Raw genomic sequence first — 12,332 nt, forward strand, 5'->3', positions numbered from 1 at the left:
TTTCGCGCGCCGATGGAGGATCGAAGTCTCGATGAGCGACACCCGCTACGGCCAGCCGCCGGTCACGGCACTCGAACAGCGCCCCTACCAGAACGTCAGCGGCGTTCTCGGCTCAAGGCTGTTCGCCTGGTTCATCGACATCGTCGTGCTGTTCTTCCTCGGCTGGCTGGTCTTCCTTCTGCTGGTCCTCCTTGGCGTGGTCACCTTCGGCGCGACCTGGCTCCTCATCCCGATCGCGACGGTCGCGACCGCGCTCGGCTATGCCGCGCTGACGATCGGCGGGCGGCGCCAGTCGACCTGGGGCATGCGCGTCGCGGGCTTGAGGGTCGAGACTGCCGATGGCGGCCGGCCGGATGGCCTTGCGGCAGCCGTGCATGCGCTGCTGTTCTACGTCGCGGCCGGCACCTTCGTGCTCTGGCTTCTCGACGTCGCCTGCGGCTTCGCCCGCGCCGACCGGCGCATGGGTCATGACCTGCTGACCGGGTTCGTCGTCGTCAGGGCGTAAGAACCCTAGAAGCGGAAGCGCAGCAGGCGGCCGGCCCTCGCCAGCGCGGGAATCCATCCGAAGAACTGGACGGCGACCTGCGCCGGCAGCGACATGCGCGCAACCTGGCGCGGGTCGTGTCCGTCCGGACCGTAGCCCATCAGCTCCTGGACGAGTTCGAGCTGGGGAAACTGCCGAACCAGTTCCTGCGGGTCGTCGAGCGCCCAGTGCAATGTCGCGCCGGTGGAGCGCACGGAGGGCTGCCACGCGATCATGGAGAGCCCGAGGCGGCTATAGGCGTCGAAAGCCAACTCGCCGCCCGGGAAATGGCCGATCACGCGCTCCAGCAGGTCCGGCACGTCCTGCGCCTGCAGATAGGGCAGCAGCCCCTCGGCGACGACCAAGGTCGGTCGATCCCGGGGCACCGCCTCGATCCAGCCGGGCTCGGTCACCGACGATCCCACCAATTCGTAGTTCTCGCAGGTCGGATAGAGGCGCTGCCGCAAGGCGACGACATCAGGAAAATCGACGTCGAACCAGCGGATGCCGGCGGGCGGCGCGATCCTGAAGATGCGGCTGTCGAGCCCGCAACCGAGATGCAGCACGGTCGCCTCGGGATGACGAGCGATGAAGTCCCGCGTCCAGCCATCGATCACATGGGCACGCAGCGCGACGCCGATCATCAGGTCGCGGTCGATCTTCAGGCGGGAGAAATCATAGTCGATCCGATCCATCGCCTCGGCGGCGAAGTGGTCTCCCAGCAGCGAATCAGGCAACCGGCTTTCGCCCGCCTTCGCACAGAGCGTGATCAGGAGCGTTTCCTTCGAGCCACTGAGCGCCACCTTCTCGCCGGGCATCTCGCACTCCTGGGTCGCCGGTTCGCCGCACAGTCGCCGCCGCGAAGATGTCGACTGCAAGATCACTCCAGAGCGTAGCATACCCCATCGTCATAGCTTGTTGCCGCCGCAGCCGATGTTACATTGAACGGCGCAGCTATTCCGGAGCCAGCCGACGTGACGCGCCCATTGCGGGATGCTCCGCAATTCTATCTGACCTCCCCGACCACGTGCCCCTATCTGCCCGGGCGCGAGGAGCGGAAGGTCTTCACGCATCTGGTCGGCTCGCGGGCGCGCGAGCTCAACGACGTGCTGTCCCAGGGCGGCTTCCGCCGTTCGCAGAGCATCGCCTATCGACCGGCCTGCGAGATCTGCCGATCCTGCATCTCCGTACGGATCTGCGTCGACGATTTCCGCTATTCGCGCGGCTTCCGCCGGGCGCTGGCGCATAACAGCGATCTGATCGGCGAGGCCCGGGCGCCGCAGCCGCGCTCCGAGCACTACTCGCTGTTCCGCTCCTATCTCGACGAGCGCCACCCGGATGGCGGAATGGCGACGATGTCGGCGCTCGACTTCGCGATGATGGTCGAGGACACTCATGTCGAGACCCAGCTGATCGAGTATCGCCGCCGCGGTCCCGATTCCGGCTTCACCGGGCGGGGCGAAGGCGATCTCTTCGCCATGGCATTGACCGATACACTCGGCGATGGGCTCTCCATGGTCTATTCGGTCTACGATCCCGGGCTGGAAGCCCGCTCGCTCGGCACCTTCATGGTGCTCGACCATATCGCCCGCGCCCGGCGGCTCGGCCTGCCCTATGTCTATCTCGGCTACTGGGTCGAAGGCTCGCCCAAGATGGCCTACAAGGCCCGCTTCCTGCCGCAGGAGCGTTTGATGCCGCAGGGCTGGGAGCGCGTCGACCGCGCCGATTCAACCGATTGAAACGCATCAGCGACGCGCGGAAAACGCGCTTGCGACGCCCCCTCCCTCCCGGCACTGTGCCGCCAACGGCCAGCGCGGCAAACCCGCCGCGATAAGGCCCGCCGGAGGAAACATGAGCGAAGACCTGACGCAGCGGCTGGAGCGTTGCTACACCGGCATCATCCACGACACGATGCGGGCGATGGGGCTGAAGGATTTCGTGCTGCCGCCGGAATTGCGCCCGCTCCTGCCGGGCCAGAAGCTTGCCGGCCCCGCCTTCACGGTGGAGGGCAAGACCGGGGAATTCGACGCGCATGAGACGCTGCTGGGCTGGACCGGCCTGCTGTCGGCCGCCAAGGCCGGCCATGTCTGGGTCTGCCAGCCGAACACCAACGAGATCGCGCTGATGGGCGAACTTTCGGCGGAAACGCTGAAGAACAAGGGCGTGCGCGGCTGCGTCATCGACGGCCTGTCGCGCGATACCGAGTTCATGGTCGAGATGGGCTTCCAGGCCTATTTCAAGGCCTATACCCCGCGCGACATCGTCGGTGCCTGGCTGCCGAAGGCGGTCGACGAGCCGATCAAGATCGGCGATGTCTGGATCCGCCCCGGCGACTACATCCTGGCCGACCGCGACGGTGTCGTCCGCATTCCCGCCGAGATCATCGAAGAGGTTCTGGAGAAGTCGGAGACCGCGATCTCGGCCGAGAACAAGGTCCGCACCGCGATCCTGGCCGGCACCGATCCGCAAAAGGCCTATCTGCAGTACGGCAAGTTCTGAAAGACAATCCAACCGCGCCGTCATCCCGGGCGACCGAAGGGAGGCCCGGGATCCATGCCGGAGCGCGGCTGGCAGAGGTTCAGGCTTGGATCCCGGATCAGCGCCGCCAAGGCGGCTTGTCCGGGATGACGACCAGAGGGAAAGGACGCCATGTCCCACGATCCGCGCCTCATCCTGCTCGATCCGCGCGACAATGTCCTCGTCGCGCGGGTGCGATTCAAGGCCGGCGAGACGGTCGAGACCGGCTCGGGCCCGGCAGCGCTCGACCGTGATATCGCGCTCGCTCACAAGATCGCCCGCCGCGCCATAGCGGCCGGCGAGAAGATCCTGAAATACGGCGCGCCGATCGGCGTGGCGACCGAGGCGATCGCCGCCGGCGCGCATGTCCATGTCCACAACATGCGAAGCGACTACACGCCGACCTATCATTTGGAAGACGAGCGCAAGGGAGCTTCGGCATGAGCGAGATGCGCGGCTATCTCCGGTCCGACGGGCGCAAGGGCATCCGCAATACCGTCGCGGTCGCCTATCTCGTCGAGTGCGCCCATCATGTCGCGCGCGAGATCGCACTGCCCTGGCGCGAGGAAGGCGTCCACGCCATCGGCTTCCCCGGGTGCTATCCGAACCCCTATGCGGAGCGGATGATGGAGCAACTCTGCACCCATCCGAATGTCGGCGCCGTGCTGCTGGTCTCGCTGGGGTGCGAGAGCTTCAACAAATACGCGCTGGAGCGGGCAGTGCGCGCCACCGGCCGGCCGGTCAAGACTATCATCATCCAGGGCACAGGCGGCACGCGCGCCTCGATCCGCGAAGGCCGCGCCTGGGTCGAGGAGCAGCGCATCGCGCTCGACACGCAGGAGACGGTGCCGATGGCGGTGTCGGAGCTCGTCGTGGGCACGGTCTGCGGCGGCTCGGACGGCACCTCCGGCATCACCGGCAACCCTGCTGCCGGGCGCGCCTTCGACCAGCTCATCTCGGAGGGCGCCGCCTGCATCTTCGAGGAAACCGGCGAGTTGATCGGCTGCGAGCACATCATGGCGGCGCGCGCGGTCACGCCCGAGCTCGGCATCGAGCTTGAGAAGTCGGTCGCCAAGGCGGCGCGCTACTATGCGACGCTGGGCTACGGCTCCTTCGCGGCCGGCAATGCCGAGGGCGGGCTCTCGACCATCGAAGAGAAATCGATGGGCGCCTACGCCAAATCGGGGGCATCGCCGATCTCCGGCCTGATCAAGCCCGGCGACGTGCCGCCGCATGGCGGGCTCTACCTGCTCGACGTCGTGCCGGATGGCGAGGTCCGCTTCGGCTTCCCCAACATCAACGACAATGCCGAGATCGCGGAGCTGATCGCCTGCGGGGCGCATTGCGTGCTGTTCGTCACCGGCCGTGGCTCGGTCGTGGGATCGGCGATCTCGCCGGTGGTGAAGATCTGCGCCAATCCCGAGACCTATCGCCGGATGTCGGAGGATATGGACATCGATGCCGGGCGCATCCTCGAAGGCCGTGCCGGCCTCGACGAAGTCGGCACCGAGATTCGCGACCTCGTCGTCTCGCTCGGCCAGGGCGGCAAGACCAAGTCCGAAGAACTCGGACATCAGGAATTCATCCTGACCTATAAGAGCTTCGAGCCGCTCGGTCCGGCCTGCCTGCCGGCAGCCTGACAGAAGGCCGCGTCACGCTGCGCGCTTCCGCCGGCCCGACGGATCGGCTAAGCGCTTCTGCATGAAGGGGACGACAGGACGGACGAACTGGCACAGGAGCGCCATCGCGCTGCTGGCCGTCTATGTCCTCGTTCTGCAGACGACGCTCGCGGCGCTCGCCGCCGGGATATCGGCGCAGCCTTCGCCCACTCTGCTGCATCCGCTTTGCGCGCCCGGCCAAACCGCCCCGGCGGAGCCTGCTCCGGATAGCAGCGGCGGCAGGCTGCCCGATTGCTGCGCGAGTCTCTGTCTGTCGGCTGCGACTGCGCTGCCGCCGCCCGCAGTGCCCTTCGCGATCCCCAGGCGAGAGCCGGCGCCGCACATCGTCCCCATTCGACGGGCGGCTTCCGACTTGGCTCCCGCAGCGCATGGCTATCCGCTCGGCGCCCGCGCTCCCCCTTCCCTGGCCTGAAGCCCTTCCCCTTCAGCTCAGACCAGGAATTTTCCATGACAACCGTTTCCACGGCTACGGCCGCGCCCGAGCGCGCGGGCCGGCAAGCCGCATCTCTCTATCGCGCCGTCTGGCGCTGGCATTTCTATGCCGGGCTGATCACCCTGCCCTTCCTCATCCTGCTGGCCGTGACGGGCGGGCTTTACCTGTTCCGGGCCGAGATCGACGGCCTGATCCATCGCGACGTCAAGCAGGTCGAGGCCCGCATGACGGGTGAGCTCCCGCCCAGCGAGATCGTGGCGCAGGCCGTGAAGGCCTTCCCCGGCAAGCCCGTGAAATACGTGCCGCCGGAGACCGCGACCGCTTCGGCCGAGGTCACCCTGCGCGATGCTGCCGGGACGCGGATGGTGGTCTATGTCGACCCCTATGACGGCCGCGTCCTCGGCCAGATCCCCGATCGCGGCACGGTGATGTGGGTGATCCGTCAATTGCACAGCCTCGCCTATTTCGGGCCGATCGCGAACGGCATCATCGAGATCGTCGGCGGCTGGGCGATATTGCTCGTGCTCACCGGCCTGTACCTGTGGTGGCCTCGCAAGCAGCGCGGCGGTGTCGTCACCGTGCGCGGCAAGCCGCGCCAGCGTGTGTTCTGGCGCGATCTCCATGCCGTGACAGGGCTCGTCGCCGGCGGCTTCATCCTGTTCCTCGCTATCACCGGCATGCCCTGGTCGGTGCTCTGGGGAGCCAAGGTCAACCAATGGGCCAATGGCCACAATTTCGGCTATCCGGCCGGTGTCCGCGTCGCCGTGCCGATGTCCGACGAGCACCTCGCCCATGCCGGGCCGACCCCATGGTCGCTCGAACAGGCCAGGATGCCGGAATCGGCAGGCGCCAGAGGCGAGCCGATCGATCTCGATGCTGCCATCGCGACCTTCGATCGCCTCGGGCTGAAGCGGGGTTATGCCGTCAATCTCCCGAGCGGTCCGGCCGGCGTCTATACGGGCTCGGTCTACCCGAAGGACATGGCGTTCCAGCGGGTGATCCATCTGGATCAATACAGCGGCAAGCCGCTGATCGACATGGGCTTTTCCGACTACGGACCGCTCGGCAAGGCGCTGGAATGGGGCGTCAACGTCCATATGGGCCAGGAATTCGGTCTGGCGAACCAGCTTCTGATGCTAGCGGTCTGCTTCGCGATCATCCTGCTGGCTGTCTCGGCTCTGGTGATGTGGTGGAAGCGGCGGCCCCAGGGCTCGCTCGGTGTCCCGCCGCTGCCGGCGGAGAGGGGGACGCTGCGCATTGTCGTCGGCCTGCTCGCGGTCGGGGGGCTCGTCTTCCCGCTGGTCGGAGCGTCGCTGATCGCGATGGCCCTGATCGATCACCTCTTGATACGAAGTACGCAACCTATAGGTGCATAACCTGGAAGACTGGCTGTCAGGAGCCGGCGCGTACACCACGGGCTGGACGGCGGGGCATCACCATCCCGCTGTCCAGAAAACGAGCCTGTTGCCTTAAGAGTAAATCAAGCTGGTTCGGGCATGGTGCCGTCGCTGCTTTGCCGTGGGGGCCTTCATGTTGCGTAACCTGACCCGGATGCCGGCCGACATGTCGTCGGATTCGCGCCGGCAGTTGCTTCATGCCGTCACGGATTTGTTCCTGCTCGATCAGGAACCCAGCGACACCGTCAAGGATCACTATGGGGAGATCGCGACGAGTTCGCTTCCCCATCTCGGCGACGACGAGCGCAAGGGCTATGCCGACCGCGTGGCGAGCATGCCGACGCTGCCGCATAACGTCGCGGTCACGCTCGGCGGCGACAGCAATGCGGAGGTCGCCCGGCTCGTCCTGACCCTTTCGCCTGTGCTGACGGACACCGACCTCGCCGCCATCGCGGTGAGCCAGTCGCAGCAGCACCTCGTCGCCATCGCCGAGCGCGCCCGTCTCTCCGAAGGCGTCACGGACATCCTCGTCGAACGCGGCGACCAGAAGGTGTTGCACACCGTCAGCGCCAATGAGGGCGCCGCCTTCTCGGATCGCGGCTTCGACCGGTTGCTCGAGCGTGGGAGTAACGACGCCGCTGTCACCGGCGCTCTCGCCCGCCGCTCAGACCTCGCACCGAACCGGGCGCAACGCGTGCTGCGGATCGTCGAGCAGTTCGCCGATGGACCTGCCCCGAGCGCCAACGCGACGGAGGAAGCTGTCTCGCTTGCCCGGCAGGCGCGCCAGCAGCGCCTCGAGGTCAAGCTCCTGCTCTCCGACCTTGCGGCGAAGGTCCGCGAGGTCGACGACGTGCTCACCATGCTGGCCGACGAGGATCGCGCCTACCATCTCGCGCAGGTTCTGGCGCAGATATCCGACATCTCGATCGAGCAGGCGCTGCGCGTGCTGATGCAGCGGGATGCCAGTGGCATCGCCGTCACCTGCCGCGCGCTCGGGATCGGCACCACGGCCTTCCGCGCCATCCTGCAATTGCGCGCGCGGCGGCTCTACTTCTCGTCGCGCGACATCGACGACGATGTCGACGCCTACGCCAAGCTCGATCTCGCAACGGCGGAACGGACGCTGCGCTTCCTCAAGCTCAGGACGAAGATCGCCTGAGCCACCCGTGGCCGCGCCACAAAACCGCGACATTCGACCCGCCTCATGCTAGCTTCCCGCAGGGCGCTTCTGCGCGAGGATGGCTTCGACGTGAGATTTCCGCTTCTTTCCGCTGCGGCGCTTTCGATCTTCTTCACCGGCGCGGCAGAGGCGCAAACCTTCCTGCCCCTAACCGGCTTCGCCGCCGTACCCTCCTTCGCCTGGGACGAGCCGAGTCTCTCGCCGAAATGGGAAGGTTCCTATGCCCGTATCTCGTCGGGCTTCCAGGTGACCAGCTCGAAGCACATGCGCACCAGCGCCGGGCCGACCTTCGGGCTCGAGGCCGGGACGATGCGGCGCGAGGGCAATTTCGTCTACGGCATCATCGGCGCGATCGACTACGCCCCCGCGATCGGCGGCTACGGCTATCCGAGCTTCGGCAACGCCGCCTACACGCGCGACTTCGCCGGCGCCTTCCAGATCAAGACAGGTGTGCTGGTGACGCCGGACGTGCTGCTCTACACCAAGGTCGGCGTGAGCGCCGCCAACGAGACCTGGCGCTATGGCGCGACCGACTTCTCGGCCCCCTTCAGCCGCAGCGACATCGCCGTGCGCCCGGAAGCGCGCGCCGGGGTGGAATGGGCCGTAACCGACAAGATCACGCTCGGCGTCGAGGTGGGTGTCTTCGGCCAGGCGATCCGCTGAGGATTCGATTCAGGCGACTGCGGAGGTGATTCCGGAACGCCGCGCAAAGCCTTGATCTTGCGTCATTCTCGGGCAAAGCGCAGCGGCGACCCGAGAATCTCTTCCCGAATGAGGCGCCTCTCCTTCCAGAGATACTCGGGTAGAGCCCGAGCATGACGCCTCGTCGTACTCCGCGCCTACCCCCCGAACGTATTGCTCTTCGGGAAGCCCTTGGGCGGCAGGCGGCCTGCTTCGGCGCGATGGCCGAGCCATTCCAGCAGATCGGCCTGCGTCACGGTCCAGGTCCGGCCGGAGGTGTCGAGCCAGGTGAGGCCGTCGGCGAGGTTGAAGGTCCTGGCGTCGGACAGGCCGCCATCCTTGTAGCGCTGCAGGCGAACGCCCTTGCCGCGTCCCATCTCCGCCACTTCCGAGATCGGGAAGCAGAGCAGCTTGCGGTTCTCGCCGATGATCGCGACATGGTCGCCCTCCGCAGGAACCGCCAGCACCGCGACCGCCTTGCCGTCGACATTGAGCACCTGACGGCCCTTGCGGGTGTTGGCGACGACATCGTCGGCCGGCGCGACGAAGCCCCTGCCCTCGCTGGTCACCATCAGCAGCTTGGAGCCCGGCTTGTAGGCGAAAGCCGAGACGATCTCGGCCGCCTCCTCCAGCTCGATCATCAGGCGGATCGGATCGCCGAAGCCGCGGCCGCCCGGCAGCTTGGAGGCGTCGAGCGTGAAGACCTTGCCGTTCGAGGCAAGCACCAGCACCTTTGCCGTCGTCTCGGTGAAGAAGGCCGTCTGGAGCGCGTCGTCGCCCTTGAAGGAGAAGCTGGAGCGATCCTGGACATGGCCCTTCAGCGCGCGGATCCAGCCCTTCTTCGAGATGACCACCGTGACCGGCTCGCGCTCGACCATGGCCTGGGTCAGGTCGATGTCGGTCGTCTCGGGCATATCGGCGAAATCGGTGCGCCGCTTGCCGATCACCGTTTCCGGGCCGAAGGTCTTCTTCACCTGGCGGATGTCCCAGGCGATGGTCTTCCACTGCGTCACCTCGGAGGCGAGCAGACCTTCGATCTGCTCCTTCTCCTTGGTCAATTCGTCGAGCTCGGTCTTGAGCTGCATCTCCTCGAGCTTGCGCAAGGCGCGCAGGCGCGTGTCGAGGATGGCGTTGGCCTGGACCTCGCTGAGCTCGAAATAGCGCATCAGCTCGATCTTCGGCTCGTCCTCCTCGCGGATGATCTTGATGACGCGATCGAGATCGAGATAGACGATCAGCAGGCCGCGCAGGATTTCGAGACGCTTCTCGATCTGGCCGAGCCGGAAGCGCGAGCGCCGCAGCAGCACGTCGCGGCGATGGTCCAGCCAGGCACGCAAGGCTTCGGAGAGACCAAGCACGCGCGGCACCAACCCGCCGGTCAGCACGTTCATGTTCATCGGAATGCGAGCTTCCAGCTCCGAGAGCCGGAAGAGCGATTCCATCATCAGGTTGGCATCGACGTTGCGGGCGCGAGGCTCGATGACGATGCGGATGTCCTCGGCCGACTCGTCGCGCAGATCGGCGACCAGCGGCAGCTTCTTGTCGTTGAGCAGTTCGGCGATCTTCTCGATCAGCCGGCCCTTCGAGACCATGTAGGGGATTTCGGTGACGACGACCTGCCAGGCACCTCGCTCTAGATCCTCCTTCATCCAGCGCGCGCGAGTGCGGAAGGCGCCGCGCCCGGTGCGATAGGTCTCCGCCATCGAGGCGCGGGTCTCGACGATGATGCCGCCGGTCGGGAAATCCGGGCCCGGCACGAAGGTCATCAGCTGTTCGGAGGAGGTCTCCGGATGCTGGATCAGATAGAGCGCTGCGTCGCAGAGTTCGGCGGCGTTGTGCGGCGGGATCGAGGTCGCCATGCCGACCGCGATGCCCTGCGAACCGTTCGCGAGCAGGTTCGGGAAGGCCGCCGGGAGCACGACCGGCTCCTCGTCCTCGCCGTTATAGGTCTCGCGGAAATCGACCGCATCCTCGTCGATGCCGTCGAGGAGCAGGCGCGCGACCTCGGTCATGCGCGCTTCGGTGTAGCGGTAGGCGGCGGCGTTATCGCCGTCGATATTGCCGAAATTGCCCTGGCCGTCGACGAGCGGGTAGCGCTGGGCGAAATCCTGCGCGAGGCGCACCAGCGCGTCGTAGACCGACTGGTCGCCATGCGGGTGGAACTTGCCGATGACGTCGCCGACGATGCGGGCGCATTTCTTGTGGACCTGGCCCGGATCGAGCCGGAGCAGCCGCATGGCGTGCAGGATGCGGCGGTGGACCGGCTTCAGCCCGTCGCGCGCGTCCGGCAGGGCGCGGTGCATGATGGTGGAGAGCGCATAGGCGAGATAGCGCTCTTCGAGCGCCGATTTCAGATCGATGCGCTCGGATTCGTCCTCCGGCGGCGGATCGACCGGTTTGCCCATGCTTCGTCAGCCCTCGTCTCGTCGAAATTCGCGTGATGCTCTATGGCACAGCACGAATCAGCCCGCCAGAACAATGCAGGTACGAGCCCATGCGCGCAAACGCCGGGGCTGGCATTTTGCGTTCAATCGGTGGATGAATTCGCGGCCGCGCGCGTCGCCAGCTCGACCAGCCGCGCGCGCTCCGGCGGCTCCGGCAAACCGCGCGGTTCGAAGAGGTGCCGACGTAGGAAAAACCCGGTCAAGGCGAAGCCCGAGAGAATATCGGCGGCCGATGGCTGGCGCCCGCCCTGCCCCTCGACGAGAAAGGCCGGCAACGCCAGCAATCGGTCGAGATAGGGCTGCGCCGCCGGGCGGCTGACCGCCTTGCCCGACTTCGGCGAGACATGGCTGAGATCGTCGGTCGAGCCGGTCGCAGCGCAGCGCGCCAGATCGAGCCCGAAGCCGAGCTCCGAGAGCATGGCGAGCTCGAAGCGCACGACCAGCGCGGGTGCAAGGCGCTGCTCGTCGAGATGGGCGATCAGCACCGAGAACCCTTCGTAGAGACCGGGATGCGGATCGCGCTCCGGCAGCAGGCGCAGCAGGCCGGCAACCGTCGCCAGCCCGTAGAGCGCGACCGGCGCCTCGATCAGCCTTGCGGCATGGGAGGTCAGCAGTTCGACCTTGTATTCGCCGAGATGCTCGTCGAGCCGGGCGCGCCACGTCAACGAGACGCTGTTGCCCGGCTGCAGCGGGGCCTGAGCCTTGGCCGAGCGCCCGCCCCGGACGAGCCCGAGATGGCGGCCATGGTCGCGGGTCATCACCTCCAGGATCGCGGCGCTTTCGCCATGAGCCTTGAGGCCGATGATCGTGCCCTCGTCCGTCCATTCCATGAGGACAGGATGTAGAGTGGGAGGGTCGTCGCTGCAATTTCCAGTGCAATGTCATCCCGGCCGAAGCGAAGCGGAGCGCCGGGATCCATCGTAGGGTTCCGGTGCTCTACGATGGATCCCGGATCTGCACGGCTTCGCCGCTTGTCCGGGATGACGGCGCGGAGGTGAGCGGAAACGACGCCTCACGCCACGTACTGGGCGATCCCGCCGCCGAAGGACCAGTCCTCGCGCTTGACCTCGACGAGGTTGATGAAGATGTCGTCGGGCTTCAGCCCTGGCTCGCGCGCGAGGTTCTCGGCGATCGCGGCATAGAGCTTCTTCTTCTGCGTCACGCCGCGCGTATTGGCGACGGTGATCTGGATGATCACCAGTCCCGCGCTGCGGTTGAAGCCGAAATAGTTGGCATCGAAGACGAACTCGTCAGCATCATGCTGGTGCGCGACGGCGAAGAGGTCCTTTTCCGGCACCTCGAAGGTTTCGCGCAACGCCTTGTAGACGCCGTCGATGATCGCGGCGGGCTCGGAAGCCGGGCGGCCGCGCCGCATGGAAATACGGATCAGGGGCATGGGTATCGTCTCCTTCGCGGCGCGTGATCGCGCCTTCGAGAAGAACCATAGGCTTGCGATATCGATCTGAAAATCGTATTTC

The 12,332-nt window shown here is 66.4% G+C and carries 13 protein-coding genes; 9 read left to right on the forward strand and 4 right to left on the reverse strand.

Going from position 1 to position 12,332, the window contains the following annotated elements; genetic code table 11:
* Positions 1 to 31: 31 nt before the first annotated feature.
* Complete coding sequence (locus tag AC2FAN_RS03535; protein ID WP_265052807.1) at positions 32 to 505, forward strand: RDD family protein; 474 nt, start codon at positions 32 to 34, stop codon at positions 503 to 505.
* Positions 506 to 510: 5 nt separating this feature from the next.
* Here AC2FAN_RS03535 and AC2FAN_RS03540 read toward each other — a convergent pair whose 3' ends face one another.
* On the reverse strand, positions 511 to 1,341 hold the full coding sequence (locus AC2FAN_RS03540) for a class I SAM-dependent methyltransferase (RefSeq protein WP_265052806.1): 831 nt from the start codon (positions 1,339 to 1,341) through the stop codon (positions 511 to 513).
* A 156-nt stretch (positions 1,342 to 1,497) separates the two neighbouring features.
* Between AC2FAN_RS03540 and AC2FAN_RS03545 the strand changes: the two genes are divergently transcribed.
* From AC2FAN_RS03545 to AC2FAN_RS03580, 8 genes are all read left to right on the forward strand, one after another.
* Entirely contained in the window at positions 1,498 to 2,262 is a 765-nt protein-coding gene (locus AC2FAN_RS03545; RefSeq protein ID WP_265052805.1) for an arginyltransferase, read from the forward strand.
* 112 nt (positions 2,263 to 2,374) lie between these two features.
* The gene (locus AC2FAN_RS03550) at positions 2,375 to 3,022 is read left to right on the forward strand and encodes an RraA family protein (protein ID WP_485172731.1); all 648 of its coding nucleotides are present in this window, start codon (positions 2,375 to 2,377) and stop codon (positions 3,020 to 3,022) included.
* A gap of 150 nt (positions 3,023 to 3,172) precedes the next feature.
* Positions 3,173 to 3,484 carry a UxaA family hydrolase gene (locus AC2FAN_RS03555; RefSeq protein WP_265052803.1) on the forward strand — a complete coding sequence of 104 codons (312 nt, stop codon included), beginning with the start codon at positions 3,173 to 3,175 and terminating at the stop codon, positions 3,482 to 3,484.
* Positions 3,481 to 4,680: a UxaA family hydrolase gene (locus AC2FAN_RS03560; RefSeq protein ID WP_476806745.1), complete on the forward strand. Its 1,200-nt coding sequence runs from the start codon at positions 3,481 to 3,483 to the stop codon at positions 4,678 to 4,680. The genes AC2FAN_RS03555 and AC2FAN_RS03560 overlap by 4 nt, the downstream gene beginning before the upstream one ends.
* 61 nt (positions 4,681 to 4,741) lie before the next feature.
* Positions 4,742 to 5,131, forward strand: a complete 390-nt coding sequence (locus AC2FAN_RS03565) for a hypothetical protein (protein ID WP_485172732.1) — start codon at positions 4,742 to 4,744, stop codon at positions 5,129 to 5,131.
* A 35-nt stretch (positions 5,132 to 5,166) separates the two neighbouring features.
* Positions 5,167 to 6,528 carry a PepSY-associated TM helix domain-containing protein gene (locus tag AC2FAN_RS03570; protein WP_485172733.1) on the forward strand — a complete coding sequence of 454 codons (1,362 nt, stop codon included), beginning with the start codon at positions 5,167 to 5,169 and terminating at the stop codon, positions 6,526 to 6,528.
* 154 nt (positions 6,529 to 6,682) lie between these two features.
* Positions 6,683 to 7,708: a DUF2336 domain-containing protein gene (locus AC2FAN_RS03575; protein ID WP_485172734.1), complete on the forward strand. Its 1,026-nt coding sequence runs from the start codon at positions 6,683 to 6,685 to the stop codon at positions 7,706 to 7,708.
* 90 nt (positions 7,709 to 7,798) lie between these two features.
* A complete protein-coding gene (locus AC2FAN_RS03580; protein WP_485172735.1) occupies positions 7,799 to 8,392 on the forward strand; it encodes an outer membrane protein in 594 nt (197 codons plus the stop codon).
* Between the two features lie 176 nt (positions 8,393 to 8,568).
* Here AC2FAN_RS03580 and parC read toward each other — a convergent pair whose 3' ends face one another.
* The 3 genes from parC to AC2FAN_RS03595 all read right to left on the reverse strand — a co-directional run bounded on the left by parC (position 8,569) and on the right by AC2FAN_RS03595 (position 12,250).
* Positions 8,569 to 10,815: a DNA topoisomerase IV subunit A gene (parC, locus tag AC2FAN_RS03585; RefSeq protein ID WP_265052797.1), complete on the reverse strand. Its 2,247-nt coding sequence runs from the start codon at positions 10,813 to 10,815 to the stop codon at positions 8,569 to 8,571.
* Between the two features lie 122 nt (positions 10,816 to 10,937).
* Entirely contained in the window at positions 10,938 to 11,684 is a 747-nt protein-coding gene (gene recO / locus AC2FAN_RS03590) for a DNA repair protein RecO (RefSeq protein WP_476806750.1), read from the reverse strand.
* Positions 11,685 to 11,866: 182 nt separating this feature from the next.
* On the reverse strand, positions 11,867 to 12,250 hold the full coding sequence (locus AC2FAN_RS03595) for a tautomerase family protein (protein ID WP_485172736.1): 384 nt from the start codon (positions 12,248 to 12,250) through the stop codon (positions 11,867 to 11,869).
* Positions 12,251 to 12,332 lie beyond the last annotated feature (82 nt).

It is taken from the genome of Allobosea sp. RIT-PG3_2 (assembly GCF_057321085.1).

Bases quoted from the DNA above. Each gene is read 5' to 3' on its own strand.
- AC2FAN_RS03535 (WP_265052807.1), top strand. From the start codon at position 32: ATGAGCGACACCCGCTACGGCCAGCCGCCGGTCACGGCACTCGAACAG.
- AC2FAN_RS03540 (WP_265052806.1), bottom strand. From the start codon at position 1,341: ATGCCCGGCGAGAAGGTGGCGCTCAGTGGCTCGAAGGAAACGCTCCTG.
- AC2FAN_RS03550 (WP_485172731.1), top strand. From the start codon at position 2,375: ATGAGCGAAGACCTGACGCAGCGGCTGGAGCGTTGCTACACCGGCATC.
- AC2FAN_RS03555 (WP_265052803.1), top strand. From the start codon at position 3,173: ATGTCCCACGATCCGCGCCTCATCCTGCTCGATCCGCGCGACAATGTC.
- AC2FAN_RS03560 (WP_476806745.1), top strand. From the start codon at position 3,481: ATGAGCGAGATGCGCGGCTATCTCCGGTCCGACGGGCGCAAGGGCATC.
- AC2FAN_RS03565 (WP_485172732.1), top strand. From the start codon at position 4,742: ATGAAGGGGACGACAGGACGGACGAACTGGCACAGGAGCGCCATCGCG.
- AC2FAN_RS03570 (WP_485172733.1), top strand. From the start codon at position 5,167: ATGACAACCGTTTCCACGGCTACGGCCGCGCCCGAGCGCGCGGGCCGG.
- AC2FAN_RS03575 (WP_485172734.1), top strand. From the start codon at position 6,683: ATGTTGCGTAACCTGACCCGGATGCCGGCCGACATGTCGTCGGATTCG.
- parC (WP_265052797.1), bottom strand. From the start codon at position 10,815: ATGGGCAAACCGGTCGATCCGCCGCCGGAGGACGAATCCGAGCGCATC.
- recO (WP_476806750.1), bottom strand. From the start codon at position 11,684: ATGGAATGGACGGACGAGGGCACGATCATCGGCCTCAAGGCTCATGGC.
- AC2FAN_RS03595 (WP_485172736.1), bottom strand. From the start codon at position 12,250: ATGCCCCTGATCCGTATTTCCATGCGGCGCGGCCGCCCGGCTTCCGAG.